The 22923-nt window shown below is 66.4% G+C and carries 21 protein-coding genes and 2 pseudogenes; 8 read left to right on the top strand and 15 right to left on the bottom strand.

All coding sequences use genetic code 11. The features are described 5' to 3' along the window. Positions 1–70: 70 nt before the first annotated feature. Positions 71–538 (bottom strand): GFA family protein, encoded by a 468-nt coding sequence (locus tag ACE10X_RS36365; protein WP_375763580.1) that lies wholly within the window; start codon positions 536–538, stop codon positions 71–73. Beyond that, a complete protein-coding gene (locus tag ACE10X_RS36360; RefSeq protein ID WP_375763579.1) occupies positions 525–1103 on the bottom strand; it encodes a TetR/AcrR family transcriptional regulator in 579 nt (192 codons plus the stop codon). The genes ACE10X_RS36365 and ACE10X_RS36360 overlap by 14 nt, the downstream gene beginning before the upstream one ends. A gap of 81 nt (positions 1104–1184) precedes the next feature. Here ACE10X_RS36360 and ACE10X_RS36355 point away from each other — a divergent pair, with 81 nt between their 5' ends. From ACE10X_RS36355 to ACE10X_RS36335, 5 genes are all read left to right on the top strand, one after another. Then, positions 1185–1499 (top strand): monooxygenase, encoded by a 315-nt coding sequence (locus ACE10X_RS36355; RefSeq protein WP_375763578.1) that lies wholly within the window; start codon positions 1185–1187, stop codon positions 1497–1499. A 257-nt stretch (positions 1500–1756) separates the two neighbouring features. Further along, a complete protein-coding gene (locus ACE10X_RS36350) occupies positions 1757–2254 on the top strand; it encodes a hypothetical protein (RefSeq protein WP_157787857.1) in 498 nt (165 codons plus the stop codon). Between the two features lie 441 nt (positions 2255–2695). After that, positions 2696–3742, top strand: a complete 1047-nt coding sequence (locus ACE10X_RS36345) for an aldo/keto reductase (RefSeq protein ID WP_051002693.1) — start codon at positions 2696–2698, stop codon at positions 3740–3742. Beyond that, entirely contained in the window at positions 3739–4593 is an 855-nt protein-coding gene (locus tag ACE10X_RS36340; RefSeq protein ID WP_038382389.1) for an amidohydrolase, read from the top strand. The genes ACE10X_RS36345 and ACE10X_RS36340 overlap by 4 nt, the downstream gene beginning before the upstream one ends. Before the next feature lie 114 nt (positions 4594–4707). After that, positions 4708–7044 (top strand): Tex family protein, encoded by a 2337-nt coding sequence (locus tag ACE10X_RS36335; RefSeq protein ID WP_375763577.1) that lies wholly within the window; start codon positions 4708–4710, stop codon positions 7042–7044. Between the two features lie 213 nt (positions 7045–7257). Here ACE10X_RS36335 and ACE10X_RS36330 read toward each other — a convergent pair whose 3' ends face one another. Then, positions 7258–8721: a catalase gene (locus tag ACE10X_RS36330; RefSeq protein ID WP_375763576.1), complete on the bottom strand. Its 1464-nt coding sequence runs from the start codon at positions 8719–8721 to the stop codon at positions 7258–7260. Positions 8722–9154: 433 nt separating this feature from the next. On the opposite strand from ACE10X_RS36330, the gene ACE10X_RS36325 reads away from it, so the two are divergent. The 3 genes and pseudogenes from ACE10X_RS36325 to ACE10X_RS36315 form a co-directional block, all read left to right on the top strand. Beyond that, positions 9155–9667 (top strand): hypothetical protein, encoded by a 513-nt coding sequence (locus tag ACE10X_RS36325; RefSeq protein WP_162832402.1) that lies wholly within the window; start codon positions 9155–9157, stop codon positions 9665–9667. A 150-nt stretch (positions 9668–9817) separates the two neighbouring features. After that, on the top strand, positions 9818–10510 hold the full coding sequence (locus ACE10X_RS36320; RefSeq protein WP_375763575.1) for a response regulator transcription factor: 693 nt from the start codon (positions 9818–9820) through the stop codon (positions 10508–10510). Positions 10511–10934: 424 nt separating this feature from the next. Next, a pseudogene (locus ACE10X_RS36315) lies at positions 10935–11870 on the top strand (sensor histidine kinase); the annotation flags it as partial. A 211-nt stretch (positions 11871–12081) separates the two neighbouring features. Here ACE10X_RS36315 and ACE10X_RS36310 read toward each other — a convergent pair. The 12 genes and pseudogenes from ACE10X_RS36310 to ACE10X_RS36255 form a co-directional block, all read right to left on the bottom strand. Then, positions 12082–12707: pseudogene (locus ACE10X_RS36310) on the bottom strand (FMN-dependent NADH-azoreductase). A 9-nt stretch (positions 12708–12716) separates the two neighbouring features. Next, complete coding sequence (locus tag ACE10X_RS36305; RefSeq protein WP_375763574.1) at positions 12717–14288, bottom strand: isochorismatase family protein; 1572 nt, start codon at positions 14286–14288, stop codon at positions 12717–12719. A 12-nt stretch (positions 14289–14300) separates the two neighbouring features. Continuing rightward, positions 14301–15149, bottom strand: coding sequence for an MBL fold metallo-hydrolase (locus tag ACE10X_RS36300; protein ID WP_026193286.1), 849 nt, complete (start codon positions 15147–15149; stop codon positions 14301–14303). A gap of 51 nt (positions 15150–15200) precedes the next feature. Beyond that, positions 15201–16091: an amidohydrolase gene (locus ACE10X_RS36295; protein ID WP_304556946.1), complete on the bottom strand. Its 891-nt coding sequence runs from the start codon at positions 16089–16091 to the stop codon at positions 15201–15203. Beyond that, on the bottom strand, positions 16088–17206 hold the full coding sequence (locus ACE10X_RS36290; protein ID WP_304556945.1) for a VWA domain-containing protein: 1119 nt from the start codon (positions 17204–17206) through the stop codon (positions 16088–16090). The genes ACE10X_RS36295 and ACE10X_RS36290 overlap by 4 nt, the downstream gene beginning before the upstream one ends. Then, positions 17203–18084, bottom strand: a complete 882-nt coding sequence (locus tag ACE10X_RS36285) for a MoxR family ATPase (protein ID WP_028338483.1) — start codon at positions 18082–18084, stop codon at positions 17203–17205. Before ACE10X_RS36285 ends, ACE10X_RS36290 begins: the two co-directional genes overlap by 4 nt. A gap of 9 nt (positions 18085–18093) precedes the next feature. Then, positions 18094–19116, bottom strand: a complete 1023-nt coding sequence (locus tag ACE10X_RS36280; RefSeq protein WP_038382403.1) for a xanthine dehydrogenase family protein molybdopterin-binding subunit — start codon at positions 19114–19116, stop codon at positions 18094–18096. Between the two features lie 2 nt (positions 19117–19118). Next, a complete protein-coding gene (locus ACE10X_RS36275) occupies positions 19119–20699 on the bottom strand; it encodes a xanthine dehydrogenase family protein molybdopterin-binding subunit (protein WP_038382404.1) in 1581 nt (526 codons plus the stop codon). Between the two features lie 12 nt (positions 20700–20711). Next, on the bottom strand, positions 20712–21191 hold the full coding sequence (locus tag ACE10X_RS36270; RefSeq protein WP_018273433.1) for a (2Fe-2S)-binding protein: 480 nt from the start codon (positions 21189–21191) through the stop codon (positions 20712–20714). A 6-nt stretch (positions 21192–21197) separates the two neighbouring features. After that, on the bottom strand, positions 21198–22016 hold the full coding sequence (locus tag ACE10X_RS36265) for a xanthine dehydrogenase family protein subunit M (protein WP_304556941.1): 819 nt from the start codon (positions 22014–22016) through the stop codon (positions 21198–21200). Positions 22017–22029: 13 nt separating this feature from the next. Next, positions 22030–22473 (bottom strand): SRPBCC family protein, encoded by a 444-nt coding sequence (locus ACE10X_RS36260; RefSeq protein WP_038382407.1) that lies wholly within the window; start codon positions 22471–22473, stop codon positions 22030–22032. A gap of 3 nt (positions 22474–22476) precedes the next feature. Continuing rightward, entirely contained in the window at positions 22477–22914 is a 438-nt protein-coding gene (locus tag ACE10X_RS36255; RefSeq protein WP_028338488.1) for an SRPBCC family protein, read from the bottom strand. Positions 22915–22923: the final 9 nt, after the last annotated feature.

Genomic DNA, 22923 nt, shown 5'->3' with positions numbered 1-22923 from the left:
GCAATCGGAACGGAGGCAACCCTGGCCAGGCTGAATCTTTTCCCGCTGCGCTCGTGACCGGCGCATCCGGTCACACGTTCCGGGCAAAGCGCGCAGCGCCGGGGATCGGCGCGAGCCATGCGACGGCGCGATCGGTATAGATCTCGGCTTGCGGTTGCAACCCCTCCATGCTGTCGAGCGTGCCGGCTTTCACCACGACCTTGCCGGGCATCAATGCGGTCTTCGCAAGCAGAGGGGACCCGCAGCGCCCGCAGAAATGACGATGGACCGGATGGCCGCTGTCGCCCTTGTCGACGAACACCACCGTCTCGCCCGACTGCTGGTAGTCGGCTTCGCGGATCACGAGGTTGAACGAAAACAGGCTGCCGCTTTGCCGCCGGCAATGTGTGCAGTGACATATCGCAATGCTCCGCGGTTCGCTCTTGAGCGTGTAACGCACCGCGCCGCACAGGCAGCCGCCGTTCCGTTCCTGCATGATGGTTTCTCCCATACGATGACGCTGTCGCCGGGACAAGGACGTCGCCTCAGGCGTCGCCAATCACGGCATCGATGAATGTCGTGGCGGATTCCCTCAACTGCTTGCGGCTGTATCCGGCGCGCTCCATCACGGCGAGTCCGCGCGTGAACGTCACGATGACGCGCGCCAGCCGGTTCGCATCGGCCGTGCTGCGCCTGTTCGGCGCCGTGCTGATGGCCTTGCCGACTAACTCCTCGAGCCGGGTGAGCACGTTCTGCACGCGCTGGCGCACATCCTTGCTCGAAATGGCCGCGTCGAGCGCGGTGCGCGTCGTCAGGCAGCCCCGCTGCGGCGTGCCGTCCGTCATGTTGACGATGATCATGTCAAAGAAGCTCCTCAGCCTCGCCGAGATATCGCCCTGCGCCAGCGCGCAGCCGGCCGCGTCCAGGAATTGCGCGGCATACTGATCGAAGGCGCGCAGGAAGATCGCTTCCTTGTCGCCATAGGCGTTGTAGAGGCTGCCGCGCTGGACGCCGGTCGCGGCCGCGAGGTCCTGCATGGTCGCATCGTGCAGGCCCTTGCGCCAGAACACGTCGAGCGCGCACGCGATCATCTCGTCTTCGTCGAACTGACGCACGCCCACCATTCGATCTGCTCCAATCGGGTCATTCTTGACACAATCGTCAATATTGACAATGATGTCAAGAATGAACCTGAGGAGATCCGGATGATTACCGCTGTCACGACGTTCAAGCTGCCGAAGCCGATCACGCGCGAGGAGGCCCGCAGCATCTTCCTGAGCACCGCGCCGATCTATCGCGGCATTCAGGGGCTGTTCCGAAAGACCTATGTGCTGTCCGAGGACGGGCTGACGGCCGGCGGCATCTATTTCTGGAACTCGAGGGAGGAGGCGGAAGCGCTGTACACCGATGCGTGGCGCGCCCGCGCCCGGGAGAAATACGGGGCCGATCCGATCGTGACCTATTTCGAGAGTCCTGTGGTGGTCGACAACCTTGCCCAGCAGATTGTCGCCGACGATTAGCAACGATGCAGCGTTGGCGGATGCGGATCACAGCGCATTGAGCGCCGTGCGCGACGGAGCTAGCGGCAGCCATTCCGGAATGCATCGCTTCCGCCTCCTCCGAGATATCCGTGGTCGAGTTCAGCGGGATGAAGTCGTAACCGTCAACGCGGCCCGGCTGCAGCCACATATCCGCGATCTTCTCCGAGCCGAGGCTGACATGCAGCGCGATCATCGTGCTCCACGCATCGGCGGCCGCGAGCGCCGAGCCGATCTGCATGCTCGGCGTCCACCTCCGGTCGATCAGCGTGTGTCCCAGCGTCGCCGGCTGCGTGGAGAACCACGCCCACAGGCCGACAGGCCGCAATCGCGCAGGATCGGTGCGCGGCGGCGCCCGGACCAGCTCGCGCGCGATCCAGACCGCCGCCGGCCCATGTGCGAGCTCGGCAACCGCCGCGACGGATTTCAACCAGATCGGCGCGAGCTTCGGTGATGGCGGCAGGTGGTTCGCGATCTGCCGGCGAAACAGCTCGTCATCGGGCAGTCCCGTGATCGGAGCGGTGAACGCTTCCGGCGGCAATCTTCGCAGCCACAGCGGAATGCCCGCCGCGGAGGCGGCGTCCGCGAGCGAGCGGCCGTCGATGACGCATGCGCGTGCGCGCGCCGAAGCGATCCCGGCTCGCGGGACCGCCAGCGCGAACAGCAGCGCAGGGAAGCTCGCGGCAAGGTCCGCAAGACGCGTGTGCCGCATGGCCAGCGCGCGGACCTTTCCCTGAACGTGCGGATGATACCTCCGTAGCTGACGTTCGAGCAGCACGGAGCGTGTGGCCTCCCGACGAGAGTCCACCAGAAGCGTCGAGGTCATGACAAAAGTTCCGCAAGCGCGGAGCCGGAGGCTCGCAGCAGATTCGATTGCGTGTGCGTGTTGCGATTTCACCCGGGATCCGATCCCGGGACGCGCGTCAAATATCGCGCGGCGAACCCGGGAAGCGCACAGACCTGAACATCGTCGCCTCCCGCGTTGAAGTTGCGGAGCGCTCCCATAGCGTATTTCCCGCCACCAGGCAACGTGAAGCTGTGCATTGCATTTTAGCGATGTGGTGCGCGCGCGATGAGAGACCTCACTGCGGCATCGGCCGCCCAAGGTCTCTTCACGATCCCGGTCAACGACGCTAGTCTGATGAAGGGCTAACAAGAAACGTAGGCGGGAGGCCATAATGACCCAACAACAACCCTCCGATCGAGGCTCCCCGGCACTGCCACGCCGCAGGCTCGGCCACACCGGGCTCGATGTCTCCATTCTCGGCTTCGGCACGGCGCCGCTCGGCGACCTGTTCGCACGGCTCGACGACACTGCTGCGATCGCAGCAGTGGAACGGGCGTTTGCGCTGGGCATCAACCTGCTGGATTCCTCGCCGCTCTACGGCCATGGCCTCGCCGAACACCGCAGCGGCACCGCGCTGCGCCGCGTGGCGCGCGACGACGTCGTCGTCTGTACCAAGGTCGGGCGCTGGATGGACCCGTTCCACGGCCGTGGCGACGGCTCCAATTTCGCCGGCGGCGCGCCGCATCGCGCGGTGTTCGACTATTCCTACGAGGGCACCATGCGCTCGGTGGAGCAGTCGCTGCTGCGGCTCGGCACCGATCGCATCGACCTGCTCCTGATCCACGACGTCGACGTCTGGACCCACGGCGCTGACGCGATCGAGGCGCGGTTTCGCGAGGCGATGGTGGGCGCCTATGTTGCGCTCGACAAGTTGCGTTCCGAACGCGTGGTCAGGGGCATCGGGATCGGCGTCAACGAGGCCGATATGTGCGTGCGCTTCGCCAAGGCCGGAACGTTCGACACCATGCTGCTCGCCGGCCGCTACTCGCTGCTCGAGCAACCCGCGCTCGCCGAATTCCTGCCGCTGGCGAAAGCCCGGGGCATCGGCATGATGCTCGGTGGCGTCTTCAACTCCGGCATCCTGGCGACCGGCGCGGTTGCCGGCGCCAAGTACAACTACAAGGACGCGCCGCCGGACGTGATGCAGAAGGTGGCGGCGATCGATCGCGTCTGCCGCGCCCACAACGTGGCGCTGCCGACCGCTGCGCTGCATTTCGCGCTCGGCCATCCGGCGGTGGCAAGCCTCGTGCTCGGCGCGCATACGCCGCAGGAGGTCGAGCGCAACGTCGCCGCGTTGTCGTCGCCCGTGCCTGCCGCGTTGTGGCGCGACCTGAAGAATGAGGGGCTGCTCGACCAGCATGCGCCGGTGCCGGCATGATGCGGATCGACGCCCATCACCATGTCTGGACCCTGGCGCGCGCCGATTACGGCTGGCTGACGCCCGAACGCGGGCCGATCTACCGCGACTTCGGCCTGGCCGATCTGGCGCCGCATCTCGCCGCGGCCGGGATCGAAGGCACCATCCTGGTGCAGGCCGCACCGACCGAAGCGGAAACCGCATTCCTGCTCGATATCGCCAAAGGGGCCGAGCAGGTGCGCGGCGTGGTCGGCTGGATCGACTTCGACGCCGCCGATGCCGCGGCGCGGGTCGATGCGATCGCCGGGCGCGAGCTCCTGGTCGGCCTGCGGCCGATGGTGCAGGACATCGCCGACGAGGACTGGCTGCTGCGCCCCGAACTGGCGGCGCCGCTCGAGGCCATGATGCGGCATGACCTCGTCTTCGACGCGCTGGTGCTGCCGCGCCATCTGCCGCGGCTCATCCAGGTGGTCGATCGCCATCCGGACCTGCAATTTGTGCTCGACCATTTCGGCAAGCCGCACCTTGCGACCGGCGACATCGCGGCCTGGAAGGACGACATCGCAAGCCTCGCCACACGATCCAACGTCGTCTGCAAACTCTCGGGCCTTGCGACCGAGGCGGCGCCGAACTGGCAGGTTGCCGATCTCAGCGAGGCCGTGGATCATGCACTGGCATGTTTCGGGTCGCAGCGGATGCAGTGGGGCAGCGACTGGCCCGTCGTCAACCTCGCCGGCGGCTATGCGCACTGGTTCGCAGCCGCGGAGAGCCTGCTTGCTGATTTGTCAAGTGAAGCAAGAGCTGCGATTTTCGGCGGCAATGCGGCGCGGGTTTATTTGTCAAGCCGCGGACGGCCAACATTCCGGAAATAGATTGCGGCGTGCGCCCAATTTGATCCACAGCGCACCTTGATGAATCATTCCGGGATGGTCCATAAGCGGCGTCCGCGCCGTCGGTGATCCCTGGCGCAACGGAATTTTAGAGAGATGAGCGTGGCAAAGATTCATCATCAGATTGCGCAGGAGCTTGGGGTTCGCGACGAACAGGTCGAGGCGGCGGTGACGCTGCTCGACGGCGGCGCCACGGTGCCGTTCATCGCGCGATACCGCAAGGAGCTCACCGGCGCGCTTGATGACGCCCAGCTGCGCACGCTGGAAGAACGGCTGACGTATTTGCGTGAGCTCGAGGAGCGCCGCACCGCGGTGCTCAATTCGATCCGCGAGCAGGGCAAGCTCGACGCCGCGCTCGAGGCCCAGATCATGGCCGCCGACAGCAAGGGCCGGCTCGAGGACATCTATCTGCCGTACAAGCCGAAGCGTCGCACCAAGGCCGAGATCGCCAAGGAGGCCGGCCTCGAGCCGCTCGCCGATCAGCTTCTGACGCAGCCCGAGAGCGATCCGAACGAGGCCGCGACGCCCTTCGTCAATGCCGAGAAGCAGGTCGCCGACGTCGCCGCGGCGCTCGACGGCGCGCGCGCGATCCTGGTCGAGCGCTTCGCCGAGGATGCCGACCTGATCGGCGCGCTGCGCGAGGAGATGTGGTCGAACGGCATCATGGCCTCGACCGTCCGCACCGGCAAGAAGACCGAAGGCGAGAAGTTCAAGGACTATTTCGATTTCTCCGAGCCGCTGCCGAAGCTGCCGTCGCACCGCATCCTGGCGCTGTTCCGCGGCGAGAAGGAAGAGATCCTCGACCTCGCCATCAAGCCGGAGGCGCAGGAGCCGGTCGTAGGCCAGCCCGGCCTCTACGAGCTCAAGATCATGAACCGCTTTGCGATCTCCAACCAGGGCCGCAAGGGCGACAAGTGGCTGACGGAGACGGTGCGCTGGGCCTGGCGCACCAAGATCCAGATCCATCTCAATATCGATTTGCGGCTGCGGCTGTGGACCGCGGCGGAGACCGAGGCGGTGCGCGTGTTTGCCTCGAATTTGCGCGACCTCTTGCTCGCGGCGCCGGCCGGCGCGCGCGCCACCATGGGGCTCGATCCCGGCTATCGCACCGGCGTCAAGGTCGCGGTGATCGATGCGACCGGCAAGGTGGTGGCACACACGGCGATCTTCCCGCACGAGCCGCAGCGGCGGTGGGATGAGGCGCTCGCCATTCTCGGCAAGCTCGCGATCGAGCATGGCGTCGAGCTGATCGCGATCGGCAACGGCACCGCCTCGCGCGAGACCGACAAGCTCGCCGCCGAGCTCGTGAAGCGGTTGCCCGAGCGCAAGATGACCAAGATCGTGGTCTCTGAAGCCGGCGCATCGGTCTACTCGGCCTCGGCCTTCGCCTCGAACGAACTGCCCGACCTCGACGTCACCATTCGCGGCGCGGTCTCGATCGCCCGGCGCCTGCAGGATCCCCTGGCTGAGCTGGTCAAGATCGATCCGAAGGCGATCGGCGTCGGCCAGTACCAGCACGATCTCGGCGAGTCCAAGCTCGCCCGCTCGCTCGATGCCGTGGTGGAAGACTGCGTGAACGCGGTCGGCGTCGATGCCAATACCGCCTCGGTGCCGCTGCTCGCGCGAGTGTCGGGCATCGGCCAGGGACTGGCCCAGAGCATCGTGCAGCACCGCGATGCCAACGGCCCGTTCAAGTCGCGCAAGGCGCTGAAGGAGGTGCCGCGGCTCGGGCCGAAGGCGTTCGAGCAGTGCGCCGGCTTCCTGCGCATCAGCAATGGCGAGGACCCGCTCGATTCATCCGGCGTGCATCCGGAAGCCTATCCGGTGGTGCGCCGCATCCTCGAGGCGACCAAGAGCGACATCAAGGCGCTGATCGGCAATGCCGACGTGGTGCGCGGTCTCAAGCCGCAGTCCTTCGTCGACGATACGTTCGGATTGCCGACCGTCACCGACATTCTGCGCGAGATGGAAAAGCCCGGCCGCGACCCGCGTCCGGCGTTCAAGGCGGCGGTGTTCAAGGAAGGCGTCGAGGAGGTCAAGGACCTCAAGAAGGGCATGATCCTCGAGGGCACCGTGACCAACGTCGCCGCCTTCGGTGCCTTTGTCGATATCGGCGTGCATCAGGATGGGCTGGTGCACATCTCGGCAATGTCGCGGAATTTCATCAAGGACCCGCGCGAGGTGGTGAAGCCGGGCGATATCGTCAAGGTCAAGGTGCTGGACGTCGAGGTCGCGCGCAAGCGCATCGCGCTGACGCTGCGGCTTGACGACGAGATCGGGCCGAAGAAGGACAATACGCCGTCGCGCGATTTCTCGCGCGGCAAGATGACGTCATCAGCTCCGCGCCGTCCGCAGGAGCAGTCCGGCGGCAGCGCGCTCGCCGACGCACTGCGCCGCGCGGCCGAGAAGAGCGGACGCGGCAAGCCGACCTGAGCCGCTGAGGAGGGCGGCAAGCCGAGTTCGCCGCCTTGTTCGAAATCGGACACCTGACGCTTCTGGCTCAGTTGCCTAAGCTGTCCCCGTCATCCTGAGGTGCGAGCTCTTGCGAGCCTCGAAGGATGCACGGTCCCATCTCTGGCCGATTCATCCTTCGAGGCCCGCTCCGCCGGCACCTCAGGATGACGGGGCCGAAGGGGGCCGTCCTGGCTACAGCATTCCGGCGGCAAACCTCGCCAGCGCATCCGCGACGCCCTTGCCGTAGGCCGGGTCGGCCTTGCTGCAATTCGCGACGTGCCGTTCCTGGATGTGCTTCGACGCATTGCCGACCTGACGGGCGGTGTTGTCGAACAGGGCCTGCTTTTGCGTGGCATTCATCTTGCGGAACAGATCGCCCGGCTGCTGCCAGTGGTCGTCATCCACGCGATGATCCCAATGCGCGGCCGCGCCTGACAATTCGAGTGGCGGCTCGCTCAGCTGCGGCTGGTCGGTCCACTCGCCATGGCTGTTCGGCCAGTAGGTCAGCGTGGCGCCCAGATTGCCGTCGGCGCGCATCGCGCCGTCGCGATGATAGCTGTGGAACGGGCATTTCGGCGCGTTGACCGGAATCTGGTGGTGGTTGACGCCAAGCCGGTAGCGCTGGGCGTCGCCATAGGAGAACAGGCGGGCTTGCAGCATCTTGTCCGGCGAATAGCCGATGCCGGGCACGACATTCGCCGGCGTGAACGCCGCCTGCTCGACCTCGGCGAAGAAGTTCTCCGGATTGCGATTCAGCTCGAAGGTGCCGACCTCGATCAGCGGATAATCCGCCTTCGGCCACACCTTGGTTAGATCGAACGGATTGAACGGGAATGCCTTGGCCTGCGTATCCGTCATCACCTGGATGAACAGCGTCCAGCGCGGGAAGTCGCCGCGCGCGATGCTCCGGAACAGGTCGCGCTGGTGGCTCTCGCGGTCCTTGCCGACCAGCGTCTCGGCCTCGGCATCCGTCAGGTTCTGGACGCCCTGCCGGGTGCGGAAATGGAATTTCACCCAGACGCGCTCGTTGTCGGCATTGATCATGCTGTAGGTGTGGCTGCCGAAGCCGTGCTGGTGCCGGAAGCTTTTCGGGATGCCGCGCTCGCTCATGACGATGGTGACCTGGTGCAGCGCTTCCGGCAGCAGCGTCCAGAAATCCCAGTTCATGTCGGGGTCGCGAACCCCCGTGCGCGGATGCCGCTTGATGGCGTGGTTGAGGTCGATGAAGCGCAAGGGGTCGCGGAAGAAGAACACCGGCGTGTTGTTGCCGACCACGTCCCAATTGCCTTCATCGGTGTAGAATTTCAGCGCGAAGCCGCGGATGTCGCGCTCGGCGTCCGCCGCGCCGCGCTCGCCGGCGACCGTCGAGAACCGCGCGAACATCGGCGTCTGCTTGCCGATCTCAGAGAAGATGCTGGCCTTGGTGTAGCGCGTGATGTCGTGGGTGACGGTGAAGGTGCCGTGCGCGCCGGCGCCCTTGGCGTGCATCCGCCGCTCCGGGATCACCTCGCGGTGAAAGTGCGCCAGCTTCTCGATCAGCCAGACGTCTTGCAGCAGTGCGGGTCCGCGCGGCCCCGCCGTCAGGATGTTCACATTGTCGGCAACGGGGGCGCCGGAGGCGTGGGTCAGAAACGGTCTTTTGGTCTCGTCGCTCATCGAAAGCTCCTTGCTGAAGGTCAGCACTTCGCCGTCCCGGCGCCCGAGGGCAGGGCAGGCGAAAGGCGATTGCATCGCGGATGGATGACGGTCGGCGAGGAAGGGAGAGCCCGGTGATCGACAAATTGTGAAGCGGGTCTGCGATCCCTCGACGCCGTCGTTGTTCTCCGATAGCTGCAGGATTAAGAACCGCGGCCGATCGATTCAACGAGCGCTATCCGCCGATTCCAGCCAAATGTCCGTCGATCCCGGCCAACGCAATCGTGGCCGCCGGTCCGGGCAACTGCCGCTCGGCATGCCGGCACGCGAATTCTAAATCCGGTGTCAGAATCTGGCGCATTTGTCAGTTGAAGTCGGGCATCGGCTTGCGTCTTCTGATCATGCTCGCGTGCGGCGATACGAGTTCGCCGCGGTCCCAATCAGGGAGGGTTTCATGAAGAACAGGCTTCTCACGTGTCTCACGGCAGCGACGCTCGCTGTCAGCGTTGCGCTTGCACCCGCTGCCCTCGCCAGAGGCGGCGGTGGTGGTGGCGGACATGGCGGCGGTGGCTTCGGTGGCGGCCACGGTGGTGCCATGGGTGCCATGGGTGGCGGCATGCATGGTGGCGGCTTTGGCGGCGGCATGCATGGCGGTGGTTTCGGCGGCGGGATGCGTGGTGGCGGCGCGGCATTCGCCGCCATGGGCGGCGGCGGCCATTTCGCTGGCGGGCGCTTTGGTGGTCCACGCTTCGTCGGTGCACCGGCAATCGGCCCGCGGTTTGCCGGCGCCGGATTCCGCGGTTCGCGCTTCTTCCATCATGGCGGCTTCTTCCGCCATCACCGCTTCCATCGCTTCGCGTTCATCGGCGCGCCCTATGTCTATGCCGGCTATGACTACGGCTGCTACCGGAGGGTATGGACGGCTTACGGTCTGCAATGGGTCAATGTGTGCGGGGACTATTGGTGATCGCCCAACCAACCGCACCGTTGTCGCGGTCGTCGCCAGACGTTCCATCCTGCCCCGGAATGGGATAGTCTGGCGGCGATCGTCGCGGGGCGGCCGCTCGGAGAGTTTGAGAACTCGGAGAGTTCGACACAGCTCGGAGAGTTCAGGAATATGACCGGTGCTCACCGCCGCATTCTCGTCGTAGAGGACGATCCGGAAACCGCAGGTCAGCTCGTCGAGGAGCTCACCACCAGCGGTTATGATGTGGATCTGGCGGCGAACGGCCGCGAGGCGCTGAGCCAGGGTGCGGCGCGCGACTATGCCGTGATTACCATCGATCGCATGCTGCCCGACATCGACGGCATCACGGTGATGCGTCAGATGCGCGACGGCGGCATTGCGGTGCCGTTCCTGATCATCAGCGCGCTCGGCGAAATCGACGACCGGGTGCGGGGCTTGCGCGCCGGCGGCGACGACTATCTGGTCAAGCCGTTCTCCTTCGTCGAACTGCTGGCGCGGCTGGAGGCGCTTGGCCGCCGCAGCGAGACCGTTGCCAAGGAGACCATCCTGCGGGTCGGCGATCTCGCGATCGATCTGATTTCGCGCACGGCGAGCCGCCGCAGCCGCAAGATTCCGCTGCTGCCGAAGGAATTCCAGCTGCTCGAATACCTCGCGCGCAACGAAGGCCGCGTGGTGTCGCGCGCCATGCTGCTGCGGCATGTGTGGGACCTGCACTTCGATCCCTCGACCAACATCATCGACGTCTATGTCGGGCGTTTGCGCCGCAAGGTCGACGACCAGCAAGCCTACCCGCTGATCCACACGATTCGCGGCATCGGATACTGCCTCCGTGCTCCTGGCTAAGACCCTCAAGTCGTCGACGTTCCGCCTGGCGTTGATCGCCATCGGTGTCTTCGGCCTGATCGTCACCGCGATCTTCGCCTATGTCTACTGGTCGACATTGTCCTATGTGCGCGACAGGTCCGACCGCGCGATCATGACCGAGCAGGCGAGCCTGGCTGACGCCTATGCGCGGTCCGGGCGCGATGGCCTGACCGCGCTGATCGCGCAACGCGTCGCGGACAAGGGCTTTGCCGATCATGTGTATTTGTTGGTCGGTCCCGGATCGACGGTGCTGGCGGGTAATCTCAGGCAGTGGCCGGCGGGCGCCGCCGAGAAGGGATGGGCTGAATTTCGTGCCTCCCTGCCACAGCTCTCCCCGGCAACCTCCCTGCTGCGCGGCGTGACGGAAACGCTGTCAAACGGCGATCGGCTGCTGGTCGGCCACGACATCAGCGATCTCGACGGCTTCATGGCCCAGATCAGGGCCGCCGGCATTGCCGTCGTCGTGCTGATCATCGGGCTTGCGGCCGCTGCCAGCATCGGCGTCACGCGGCGAACGGTCGGCCGGATCGAGTCGATCAACGCGACCAGTCGCGCCATCATGCTCTCCGGCCTCGACCAGCGCATTCCGCTCCGCGGCAGCCATGACGAGTGGGATCGCGTCGCCGAGAATCTCAATCTGATGCTGGACCGGATCCAGACCTTAATGGGGGACGTCAAGCAGGTCAGCGAAAATATCGCCCACGACCTGCGCACGCCGCTGACCCGGATGCGCGGCCGGCTCGAGAAAGCCTACCACGCCCCGCGGAGCGGGGAGGGCGATGCCGCGCTGATCGGCGACACCATCGCCGATCTCGACGCGGTGCTCGGAATGTTCGCGTCGATCACGCGGATTTCCGAGATCGAGACGCGAGCCCGCAAGGGTGCGTTCCGCACCGTCAATCTCGTCGAGATCGCCGGCGAGGTGGTCGAACTCTACGACGCCGCCGCCGAACAGGTGACCACGCGCCTCGATCTTGCCGGCGATCAGGCCGTGCTGGTCACCGGTGACCGCGACCTGCTGTTTGACGCCATCGCCAATCTCGTCGACAACGCCATCAAGCATGGCCGCCCGGGTGGACGGGTGACGGTGACCTGCGACAACGATGAGCGCGGTGCGGTGATTTCGATCGCCGATGATGGCCCGGGCATTCCCGCCGACCAGCACGACCGCGTCTTCAAGCGCTTCTACCGGCTCGAGCAGAGCCGCTACACGCCGGGCAACGGGCTCGGCCTCAGCCTGGTCGCGGCGGTCGCGAGCCTGCACGGCGCGCGGATCGAGTTGCGCGACAATGCGCCGGGGTTGCTGTGCAGGCTGGTCTTTCCGGCGGCGGAAACGTAGGGTGGGTTAGCGCTGGCGCGAGAATGCGAATGTACGTCCGCCGGCCGGGCAACAAACTTGGTGTTGTCCCGGGCAAGCGAAGCGCGACCCGGGACCCATAACCACCAATGCGAATTGCCTTGCGGCGCTGGGCCACAGCTCACTCCGACGATACAACCCTGTGGTTATGGGTCCCTGCTTTCGCAGGGACGACGACGGAAAAACGAATCCGTCAAAACCTCGCTGCCATCTCCGCAAGCCGGCGGTGCGCCGCCTCGCGAGCGGCGCGGATCGGCTCGGTGGGCCCGGTGGTTGGGCCGATCGGCACGAAGCGCACGTCGCTGATGCCGATGAAGCGCAGCGCCTCGCGCAGATAGGGCGTTGCCATGTCGATGCGGCCGCGGTTCATTCCGGTGACGAAGTCGCTGCCGCTTGCGAGGATCACGATTGTCGGGCGGTCCTTGAGCAGCGGCAGATAGCCCTGCGCCGGATCGAAGCGGAAGGCCAGCCCGGGCTGGATGATGACGTCGAGCCACTGCTTGAGCTTGTAGGGAATGCCGAAATTCCACATCGGCGTCGAGATCAGCACGCGATCGGCCAGCGACAGCCGCAGCGCGAGGCGCTCGGCGATTGCGAAGGCGTCGTGCTGCGAATTGGTGAAGCTCTTGCCGCCGATCCGGGCGTATTTGGCCTCGAGCAGATAACCCTCGAATTCCGGCAGCGGCTCGCGCCAGAGGTTCATTGCGTCGATCTCCCAGTCCGCCGCGCCTGACGGAAGCGATCGAGAAAGACGCGCGCGCCGGCCGCCGATTCCGAATCGGTGCGCGGTGAGCAGTTAAGATGCAGCAGTTTCGGCACCGCGCCTCCCTAGCCGAGCGCCTTGATCACGGTGTCGGCGTTGGTCACGACGGAGACGTTCTGGAGCGCGAAGTTGATCGCGGCGTTGTGCCAGTCGGCATTCATTGTCGAGCAGCAATCCTCCGGCACGATCATGAAATAGCCCTTGTCGGCGCCGGTGCGCGCGGTGTGCTCGACCGACATGTTGGTCCAGGCCCCGGTGTTGATGATCATGTCGCGGCCGGTCGCCTTCAGGATGGTCTCGAGCCGCGTACCCTCCCAGGCGCTCATCCGCATCTTCTCGACCACGAAGTCGCCCGGGCGCGGCTCGAGTCCCGAAACTGGTGCCGCGCCCCAGCTGCCGCGCACCATCGCCTTGCTGTCGACCAGCCCCTCGAACAGCGGCGCGTTCAAGGTGACGCCGGGCGCGCCCGGCTCGACGACAAACCAGACATGGATGATGGCGACGCCGCGCGCTCGCGCAGCCTCCGCCACGCGGCGGACATTGTCGACGACATGTTGCTGGCGGGCGTGCGCGGGCGCACCGGACTCGGCGAACGCGCCGCCGTCCATGATGACGTCATTCTGCATGTCCTGAATGATCATCGCGCAGCGTTGCGGATCGAGCTGCATCTCGCCGGCGGCGAGGTTCGGCGCAGGCGTGGACGATGTGGCACCCGTGCCGCCGCGTTTGCCGCTCATATAGGGCTCGTGGCGTGGGCCGACCTTGGTCGGGATCGCATAAACCGAATGGGTGGCGGTCAGATAGAGCATGCGGAAGTCGACGCCGCCCCAGGCGAGGTTGGCGACGAGCTCCGGCAGGCGCACCTTGCCGAGCAGGTCGCCGCCGGGTGAATAGACCCAGACGCCGCCGGGCGCGGTGACCCAGACATTGCCGCGCTGGTCGCACTTCATGCCGTCGGGCAGGCCGGGCTCGAGCTCGGAGCGGATGCCGGAGGCGAACACGCGCGGATTGGTAAGCGAGCCGTCGGCGTTGACGTCGAAGGCGCGGATCAGCGCCTGCACGGTGTCGTTGACATAGAGGATGCGCTCGTCGGGCGAGAAGCACAGCCCGTTCGGTTGCTCGAACAAATAGCGGTCGACCAGCAGCTTCGGCGCGCCGCCGCCGGGCGGCACGCAATAGACGCCCTGGAAGCCGAGTTGGCGTGGCCGTTCGACGCCATAGACCGGCATCCGGCCGTACCAGGGATCGGAGAAGTAGATCGCACCCGACGAGTGCACGCAGACGTCGTTCGGACTGTTGAGCTCCTGGTTCTCGTAATGCGAGGCCAGCACCTCGCGCCGCCCGTCGGGCCGCTCGCGAATCAGCGAGGAGGTTGCGTGCTCGCAGACGATCAGATTGAGGTCCGCATCATAGGTCATGCCGTTGCATTTGTTCGACGGCCGCCTGACCTCGACGACGCCGCGCCGCGCATCCCAGCGCCGGCGCACGTCGCCCGGCATGTCGGAGAACAGCAGGAAGTGATCGAGCGGATGCCAGATCGGTCCCTCCGTGAAATCGAAGCCGGTTCCGACCTGGCCGACCAGCGCGTAGGAATCGATCAGGCCTTCGAACTCGCTGCGCAGCGTGACATGCGTCATCGCCTCGATCCTCTACGCCGGGAACCAGTTGCGCTGCGGCAGGCTCTGCACGACAGGCCCGGGTACCTGGTCATGCAGGCGGCCGACCACCATGCCGCCTTCGATCTTCGCCGGACGATCATGCACCGGCAGCAGATAGCGCGAGCTCGAGAGCAGCTTCTTGATCGCGGCCTTCTCGGCGCGCTTGCTGGTGCCGTGATTGCCGGTGGTGCGCGGCTCGGCGTCGTGGATCTCATTGAAGGGATTCACGATCTGGTCGTTGAAATCATAGATCACGTCGCCGCAGATCGTGGCGATGCCGTCGGCGGTGTGAACGTGGATGTTCATCGAGCCTTCGGTGTGGGCGTTGGCGGCATCGCAATAGACGCCCGGCATCAGCTCGACCGGGCCGGTGATTTCGAGGTCGAGAAAGCGCAGCGCGCTCTTGGTGTGCAGGCGGTCGATCAGGTGCTTGATGTCGGGCGCCGGGTATTGGGGATGCATCAGGCCGGAGACGGAGTATTCCAGCTCCTTGCGGTTCAGCACGACCGTGGTGTTCATCGGGAACAGGTCGTCCTTGCCGGCATGATCGATGTGCAGATGGGTGTGGCAGACGAAACGGACGTCGCCCATCCGCACGCCGTGGCGGGCGAGTTGGTTCTCGATCATGTTCTCGTGGAACTGGAGCCCGCGCATGCCGAGCGTCTCCATGATCTGGTTGGAGCGATATCCCGTGTCGACCAGCACGGGGTAGGGGCCGCCGAGGATCAGGAAGCCGAGCGTCAGCACGCGGCGGGTGCGGCCGCAATTGTGCCCGAGCACGAGGAAGCTCGATTCCAGCTCGATATCGCCGTAGTCCAGAATCTTGATCTCCAACGGCATCGTTCTCCCTCCCAATTCGTGTTCGTTGTTATGTTCGTGCCCGCGCTGCGGCTACGGCCCCAGCCGATAGACCCGCGCCGCCGTCGTGCTGAAGATCGTATCGCGCTGTTCGGGGCTGAGCCGTTCGGCTGCCGTCTTGAAAGCGGCGACGAGATCGCGATAGCTGGTCCACAGCTTCTCGATCGGAAAGTTCGAGCCGAACAGGCAGCGGTCGGCGCCGAAGATCGCGACGGTATCGGTCATCACGCCGGCGATATGCGCGGCATCGTTGCGATGGATGAAGGTGCCGAGCCCGGACAGCTTCGACACCACATTCGGACATCGCGCGAGCCGCGTCATCCCGGTGCGCCAGGCGGCGCGGCCCTGCGGCGACAGGTCCTCCAGCATGCCGGCATGCTGGAGGATGAAGGTCACGCCGGGGCACGACTCCGCAAGACCGGCGGCGTCAACCATCTGCGGTGCGAACACCTGCAGGTCGAAACTCCAGCCATAGTCGGCGAGGTGGCCGACATTGCGCCGGATCACGGGATCGGTGCAGAGATCGGCACGGGCGGCGAAGCGATAGAGCGGATTTTCGTGCCAGTGCAGCTGCATGCGCACGCCGCGCACCAGCGGGTAGCGCTTCAACCGATCGAGCTGCGGCCGGACGTCGGCAACGGAAAAATCGGCATAGGCGACGAGGGCGTGCGGCCAGCCGTGCCGGTCCGCGGTCTGCTGCACCCAGGCCGCCTCGTCCTCGAACCGGCCGTTCGGCCAGTTGGTCTGGACATAGACCGAGCGGGTGACGCCGGTGCCCTTGAGGTCGTCCAGATATTCCTCGATCGGATAGTCGCGGCGGATCGGCTCGTAGGGGCCGAAGATGCGCGGCTGCATCGGGCCGGACAGCCAGGCGAGATCGGCCTGCCGCCAGATGTGATGATGTCCGTCGACAATGCCAGTCACGCGGCTCTCCTTGCTCCAAGCGACAGCAGATGGGCGACAACAGCCGCGCTGGATCCGCCGTCCACGAGATCGTCGACAAAGCGCTGGATCGCGATTAGCGCTTCGGTTTGCGGCGTGAAGCCGGGCGAGGTTGCGAGCGGCGTCAGCCAGCTGACGCGCCAGGCCCGCCGCGACAGTTTTGCCACGGCATCGCGCAGCGCAGCCGGGTCGCCGCGCTCGAGGCCATCGGAGACGATCACGACCGCGGCGCCGCGGGCATATCCGCCGAACCGGGGCACGGCGAGGAAGGCCTGCAGCGCATCGCCGATCCTTGTGCCGCCGTCCCAGTCACTGACCAGGAAGGAGGCCGCGTTCAGCGCCTGCTCGCGCCGCTTCAGCCGCAGCGCCGGCGTGACGCGGGTCAGTCTTGTGCCGAAGGTGAAGACCTCGACATTGCCGGCCGCCTGCACCAGCACATGCGCGAGCTTCATGTTCTCCTCGGTGCGCGCCTTCATTGAGCCGGAGACGTCGATCAGGAACAGGATCTTGCGCGGGCGCTGGCGGCGACGCATCCGCCCGAGCCGCAGCACCTCGCCGTCATTGCGCACGCTGTCGCGCAGCGTGCGGCGCAGATCGGCGAACGGGCCGCTCCGTGCGCGACGGCGCCGGTGGCCGCGCCGCCGCGGCAGCCGCCTTGCCGCCTCACGCGACAGTTTTTGCAGCGGATCGCTGGTCGCGGCCTGTGCAAAGCGGCGCTCGACCAGCGCCTCGGCGCGCGCTGCGGCGAGGCCGGACTCATTGGCCTCGTCGGCGAGCGGCGGCTCGTCCTCGCCGCGGCCTTCCTCCTGCAGGCGGACGGTCTCCTCGTCCTCGCCCTCGGCCTGCTCGATCGCCTCGGCGCCGCGGAAGTGGATGTCGAACAGCCGGTCATACGTCGCGCGGCGCTCCGGCGGCGGCGCCAGCGTCGCGAGCCCCGCCTGGCGGATGTGCTCCAGGCTGCGCGGCCCGAGCAGCTCGATTGCGGCGAGGAAGCTCGTCGTCTGCTCCGGCGCGACCGCGAAGCCGTTGGCGCGCAGCAGTGCCACAAAGGACACGAATGTCTGTGCCGCGCGCGGCAGCTTGAGGTCATCGCTCACGCGGCCGCCTCCGCGATGATCGCATCGAGCCGGGGTGAGATGAAATGCAGATCCTCCTCGTCCTTCAGCGCGACGCCGATCGAACGCTTGAACGCATCCGGCCAGCGCGCGCCGCCCTTGTTGAGCAAGGTCGCGGCCTCCGCCCAGTCGACCGCCTCGGCGATCCCCGGGGCCTTGCTCAGCGGCTCGCGGCGCAGCCGGCCGACGGCGGCGACCACCGCGCGGGCGGTGGCCTCGGCCACGCTGGACGCCCGCATCATCACGATGCGCGCCTCGCGCTCGGCATTCGGATAATCGATCCAGTGATAGACGCAGCGCCGCCGCAGCGCCTCGTGCAGATCGCGCGTCCGGTTCGAGGTCAGCACCACCACAGGATGTTCGGCAGCGCGCACCGTGCCGCGTTCGGGGATCGAGATCTGGAAGTCGGAGAGGAATTCGAGCAGAAAGGCCTCGAACTCCTGATCGGCGCGGTCGATTTCGTCGATCAGCAGCACCGTCGCATCAGGCGCGCGCAGCGCGGCCAGCATCGGTCGTTCGATCAGGAACGCGTCGCCATAGATGTCGATGCTCTCCTCGCCGGCCTGCCGGATCGCCAGCATCTGGCGCGGATAGTTCCATTCGTAGAGCGCAGCGGCGGCGTCGATGCCCTCATAGCATTGCAAGCGGATCAGCCTGCGGCCGAGCACGGCGGCGATCGCTTTGGCGGCTTCGGTCTTGCCGACACCTGGCGCGCCTTCGAGCAGCAGCGGCTTGCCGAGCGCAAGCGAGAGATAGGAGGCGGTCGCGATGCCGTCGTCGGCGAGGTAATAGGCCGCGCGCAGCGCCTTCTCCAGCGCCTCGGGGCTGTCGATGCCGACGATGTTGCTGCGGACCGGCATGGCGAGACCTCAGCGCCGCGGCTGCGGCCGCGCGCCGCCCTGCGCCTTGATCGCGCGCAGCACCTTCTCCGGCGTGATCGGCAGATCGTCGATCCGCACCCCGACCGCGTTGAAGATCGCGTTGGCGACCGCAGGCAGCACCGGATTGGCGCACATCTCGCCCGGTCCCTTGGCGCCGAACGGACCGTCGGGCGCCGGGCGCTCCAGCACTGCGATGTCGTGCGGGCAGATGTCGGCCGGACCCGGCATCAGATATTCGACGAAGTCGCGCGGGCCGTGCACCGGCTCCGGATAATAAGGCTCCGGCGTCTCGTAGAGCGCGTGGCTGACGCCCATCCAGGCGCCGCCGACCAGCTGCTGCTCGACCAGCCTCGGATTGAGCGCGCGGCCGAGCTCATAGGCGGAGTCCATCCTGATCATGTCGACCTCGCCGGTCTCGTCGTCGACCTCGACCTCGGCGACGAGGCAGGCATGCGCGTAGCACGTCGCCGGCGACATCTCGCCGGTCTCGGGGTCGACGTCGGACAGCGGCACCAGGAAGATGCCGCGGCCGGAGATCGTCTTGCCCTGCTTGAACTGCGCGGCAATCGCGACGTCCTTGGTGGAGATCGAGCGATGCGGCGCGCCCTTGACGTGGATATTGCCGCGGCCATCGGTCTCGAGATCGGCGGCATTCACTTCGAGCTCTTCGGCCGCCGCCTCCATCATCACACCGCGCGCCTCGCGCGCCGCCGCCATCACGGCGTTGCCGACGCGGTGCGTGCCGCGCGAGGCGAACGAGCCCATGCAGTGCGGGCCGGTGTCGGAATCCGCGGTGTCGACATAGACGTCCTCGACCGGCACGCCGAGCGTCTCGGCACAGATCTGCCGTGTCACCGACTTCATGCCCTGGCCGAGATCAATCGACGACAGTGCCACGGTGAACTTGCCGCTGGGGTTGGAATGCACCAGCGCCTGGCTCGGATCGCCGCCGAGGTTCATGCCGATGGGATAATTGACCGACGCGATGCCGCGTCCACGGTGCCGGGTCATGGTCAGCGCCTCCTGGTGCCGAAGACGGAAGAGAAGCGGGTGGCGCCATGCGACGGCGCGCTTGGCCGCGGCGGCGGAGACGACGGCGGCGAAGAGGGCGGCGGCTCGCGGGTCGCGGCCGGCGCGCGGTCATACGTCGTGCGCTGCTGGGATGGTGAGGACGGCGGCGTATGCGTCTCGCGCGGGGTTGGCGTCACCGCGGCGCGCGCGCCGCCGCCATCCTTGCGCGACGACATCCGCTTGAAGTCCTCGCGGAGCGGCCACTTGGCTTTCTCCGCGGCGACCTGCACGCATTCGATCAGCGCGGTGTTCTTGGCCTCGCGGCGGTGCGCCTTCATGTCGCCGTCGCGATACGCATTGAGGATCCGGAACTCCATCGGGTCCATGCCGATGAGATGGGCGAGCTTGTCCATCTGGCATTCGATGGCGAAATCCATCGCGGTGACGCCGAAGCCGCGCATCGCGGTCGCGGGTGTGCGGTTGGTGAAGACGCAATAGACGTCGCCATGAACGTTCGGGATCGTGTAGGGGCCGGGCAGATGGGCGGCGCATTTCACCGCCGCATAGCTCGACAGCCGCGTATAGGCGCCGCTGTCGAAATAGGCGCGCACCTTGCGGGCGACGATGCGGCCGTCGCGCATCACGCCGTCCTTGATGTAGATGCGCTCGGCGCCGCGCGGCGGCCCGTACTGCATCTCCTCCTCGCGTCCGAACAGATAGCGCACCGGACGCCCGGTCAGCATCGCGCCGAGGATGCAGAGCGGCTCGGTCAGCGTATCGACCTTGCCGCCGAAGCCGCCGCCGACCGTGCCGCCGATGAAGTGGAAGGTGTTCGAGGGCACGTCGAGGATCTTCGCGCAGGTATCGACCGAGAAGAACAGCGCCTGCGTCGAAGTGTAGACGATGTAGCGGCCGTTGGTATCGGGCGCTGCGATCGAGCCGTTGGTCTCGGTCGGCGCGTGCTCGATCGGCGACATCTGGTAGCGCTGCTCCAGCACATGGTCGGCCGTCGCAAGTGCGCGGTCGGCATCGCCGAAGCGCAGCTGCTGGTGATCGTAGGTCTCGTGATAAGTGAAGGTGTTCTTGGGATAGACCTCGTTGACCACGGGCGCACCGGGTTTCAGCGCGTCCTCGACATCGAACACCGCCGGCAGCGGCTCATAGTCGATCTTGACCTTGGCGACGGCTTCAAAGGCCTCGCGCGGGCTGTCGGCGACGATTGCGACGATCGGCTCGCCCTTGTAGCGTACCTTGTCGACCGCGAGCGACGGCTCGTCGTCCTTGCCGAAATTGATCAGGCTGAGCAGCGTGTTCAGATTGCGCGGCACATCGGAGGCGCGGATCACGCGCCGCACGCCCTGCGACCGCTCGGCCTCGGAGGTGTCGATGCGGCGCAGCCTCGCATGCGGATGGGCGCTGCGGACCACCTTCAGATGCAGCATACCCTGCAGCTTGTGGTCATCGAAATAGGGCGAGGTACCGGTGACATGGCCGAGCATGTCCTGGCGCTGCGTGCCTTTGCCGATCTCCTTCAGATTATCGTCGCGCTCGTCGGCGAAGATGTCCTTGCGCAGTTCAAGCATGGCACTGCTCCCTTACGCGCGAGCGCGGCCGCCGGAAGCGGCAGCCAGCACGGCGTTGATGATCGGCTCATAGCCGGTGCAGCGGCAAATATTGCCCGAGATCGCCTCGACGACCTCGGCGCGGCTGGGCTGCGGATTGCGGTCGAGCAGTGCTTTCGCGGCCATCAGCATGCCCGGCGTGCAGTAGCCGCACTGCGCGGCGAAATTGTCGGCGAAAGCACGCTGCAACGGGTGCAGATTGGGGCCGTCCTTGATGCCGTCGAGCGTCTCGACCGAGCGGCCGGCGACCGTTTCGGCGAGCGTCAGGCAGGAGAGGTGCAATTCGCCGTCGATCAGCACGCTGCAGGTGCCGCAGCCGCCCTGGCCGCAGCCGAACTTCGGCGTCATGTCGCCGATCAGCTCGCGCAGCGCGACCAAAAGGTTGGTGCCGCCGTCGACGAAGATCGCGACGTCACGGCCGTTATGCTGGAATTGAAGGGCAGTCTTGGCCATCACGATTTATTCCTGACCGGACAACAGGCGGCGGAGATGCACGCCGACGATCTCGCGGCGATACCAGGCGCTGGCGAGCGCATTGTCGCCGGGCGACGTTCCCTCGACCGCCGCCGCAGCAGCCGCGCTGATGGTGGAGGCGTCGAGCGCGCGGCCTTCCAGCGCGCGCTCGGCGGCGCGGGCGCGGATCGGCGTCGGCGCCATCGAGCCCAGCGCGACGCGGGCGCCGACGATGCGGCTGCCGTTGACTGGCAGATGCGCCGCGAGCGTGACCACTGCGCCGCCCTTGGGCTTGATCCGCGCGATCTTGCGGTAGCGGAAGGCCTCACTGCTGCCGGGCTTGGCGAAGGAGATCGCCAGCACCAGGGATCCGGCCTGCCGGTCGCGCGATTGCAGGAACTCTTCGATCGGAATATCGCGCCCGCCGAGGCCGCCCTGGACGGACACTGTGGCATCAAGCGCGAGCATCGCGACCGTGAAGTCGCCATATGGCACCGGCGCGAACAGATTGCCGCCGACGGTGCCCATGTTGCGCACCGCCGGTCCGCCGATCGAGCGGGCAGGGGCGTGCAGGAAGGCGAGGTCGCGTTCGGCCAGGATGCGTGCGAAGGTGACGCCGGCACCCAGCGTGATGCGCGAGCCCGTGGCATCGATCCGTGTCATCGCATGGTCGCTGGCGCGCACGATGGTCGAGATCGAGACGTCGCCCTCATTCAGCGCCCGCATCACCAGCGTGCCGCCGCCGAGATAGCGGGCGCTGCGATCCGACGACAGCGCCGCCGCGGCTTCATGGGTGCTGGTGAAGGTCTTCACCGTGACTGGCATGATGTCCTTCCGCTTACGCGGCCTCCTTCAGATGCCGGCGGATGGCGTCGAAGCCGGCTTGGTAGATGTCTTCCGAAACCATCCGCGTGATGCGCTCGCTGTCCTCGGTCCGCGTCGTGAAGCGCGACTCCCAGTGCCAGAAGGTGCGGTCGCCGTCGGTGACCGGCAGCAGGCGGACATGCGCGACGTAGTTGAACATCGGGATCGGCGTATCGAGCAGGCAGTAGCTGAACGATTGTTCAAGGTCGGACAGCGCCAGCAATTGCTCGCGCAGCTCGGCGCCGTCCTTCAGCTTGAAGCGCCTGACGCAGCCGATCTTGTCGGACGGCTGTGCGCGCTCGATGCCGCTGGTTGCGACCGCAGGATGCCATCGGTCATGACCGTTGAAATCGCGCAGCACGGCCCACACCGCATCGGTGGGTGCATCCAGGATCGTGCTTTTGACGATATGCGGCACGGCCTATCCTCCGAACGCCCGCTTCAGCGCGTCGAAGCCGCCCTGGAACACGCCGCCGCCGATATTGTTGACGAGCTCCGTCTCGCGCTCCGGCGCGCAGTCGAATTCGGCGGTCCATTCCAGAAAGGTCTGGTCGCCGTCGGTGACCGGCGTGAGCCGCAGTGTCGCGACGTAGTTCTCGACGCCCATCGGCGATTCCAGGATCGAATAGGTGCAGAACATGTCGTAATCGGACAGCCCGAGCAGCTTCTCGCGGATGCGATCGCCGTTGCGCAGCCGGAAATCCCTGACGCAGCCGATCTTGTCGGAGGGCTCGCCACCCTCGATCCGGCTTTCGGCGATCGCGGGATGCCAGTTCGGCAGCCCGTTGAAATCGCGGACGCGGGCCCAGACCCGATCGTTGCGGGCGTTGACGACGGTGGAGACGTAAACCCGTGCCATGGTGTGAGC

This window comes from Bradyrhizobium sp. Pha-3 (assembly GCF_042258325.1).
GTDB lineage: Bacteria > Pseudomonadota > Alphaproteobacteria > Rhizobiales > Xanthobacteraceae > Bradyrhizobium > Bradyrhizobium elkanii.
Note: the sequence above shows the minus strand (reverse complement) of the source record. Positions and strands in the feature narration are given on the sequence as shown.

What these genes read in the sequence shown, in the direction of transcription:
- ACE10X_RS36325 (WP_162832402.1), top strand. Translation starts at nt 9,155, where the DNA reads ATGAAGAACAGGCTTCTCACGTGTCTCACGGCAGCGACGCTCGCTGTC.
- ACE10X_RS36355 (WP_375763578.1), top strand. Translation starts at nt 1,185, where the DNA reads ATGATTACCGCTGTCACGACGTTCAAGCTGCCGAAGCCGATCACGCGC.
- ACE10X_RS36330 (WP_375763576.1), bottom strand. Translation starts at nt 8,721, where the DNA reads ATGAGCGACGAGACCAAAAGACCGTTTCTGACCCACGCCTCCGGCGCC.
- ACE10X_RS36265 (WP_304556941.1), bottom strand. Translation starts at nt 22,016, where the DNA reads ATGCCAGTCACGGTGAAGACCTTCACCAGCACCCATGAAGCCGCGGCG.
- ACE10X_RS36280 (WP_038382403.1), bottom strand. Translation starts at nt 19,116, where the DNA reads ATGACCCGGCACCGTGGACGCGGCATCGCGTCGGTCAATTATCCCATC.
- ACE10X_RS36350 (WP_157787857.1), top strand. Translation starts at nt 1,757, where the DNA reads ATGCTCGGCGTCCACCTCCGGTCGATCAGCGTGTGTCCCAGCGTCGCC.
- ACE10X_RS36285 (WP_028338483.1), bottom strand. Translation starts at nt 18,084, where the DNA reads ATGCCGGTCCGCAGCAACATCGTCGGCATCGACAGCCCCGAGGCGCTG.
- ACE10X_RS36275 (WP_038382404.1), bottom strand. Translation starts at nt 20,699, where the DNA reads ATGCTTGAACTGCGCAAGGACATCTTCGCCGACGAGCGCGACGATAAT.
- ACE10X_RS36270 (WP_018273433.1), bottom strand. Translation starts at nt 21,191, where the DNA reads ATGGCCAAGACTGCCCTTCAATTCCAGCATAACGGCCGTGACGTCGCG.
- ACE10X_RS36255 (WP_028338488.1), bottom strand. Translation starts at nt 22,914, where the DNA reads ATGGCACGGGTTTACGTCTCCACCGTCGTCAACGCCCGCAACGATCGG.
- ACE10X_RS36340 (WP_038382389.1), top strand. Translation starts at nt 3,739, where the DNA reads ATGATGCGGATCGACGCCCATCACCATGTCTGGACCCTGGCGCGCGCC.
- ACE10X_RS36360 (WP_375763579.1), bottom strand. Translation starts at nt 1,103, where the DNA reads ATGGTGGGCGTGCGTCAGTTCGACGAAGACGAGATGATCGCGTGCGCG.
- ACE10X_RS36320 (WP_375763575.1), top strand. Translation starts at nt 9,818, where the DNA reads ATGACCGGTGCTCACCGCCGCATTCTCGTCGTAGAGGACGATCCGGAA.
- ACE10X_RS36335 (WP_375763577.1), top strand. Translation starts at nt 4,708, where the DNA reads ATGAGCGTGGCAAAGATTCATCATCAGATTGCGCAGGAGCTTGGGGTT.
- ACE10X_RS36300 (WP_026193286.1), bottom strand. Translation starts at nt 15,149, where the DNA reads ATGCCGTTGGAGATCAAGATTCTGGACTACGGCGATATCGAGCTGGAA.
- ACE10X_RS36305 (WP_375763574.1), bottom strand. Translation starts at nt 14,288, where the DNA reads ATGACGCATGTCACGCTGCGCAGCGAGTTCGAAGGCCTGATCGATTCC.
- ACE10X_RS36345 (WP_051002693.1), top strand. Translation starts at nt 2,696, where the DNA reads ATGACCCAACAACAACCCTCCGATCGAGGCTCCCCGGCACTGCCACGC.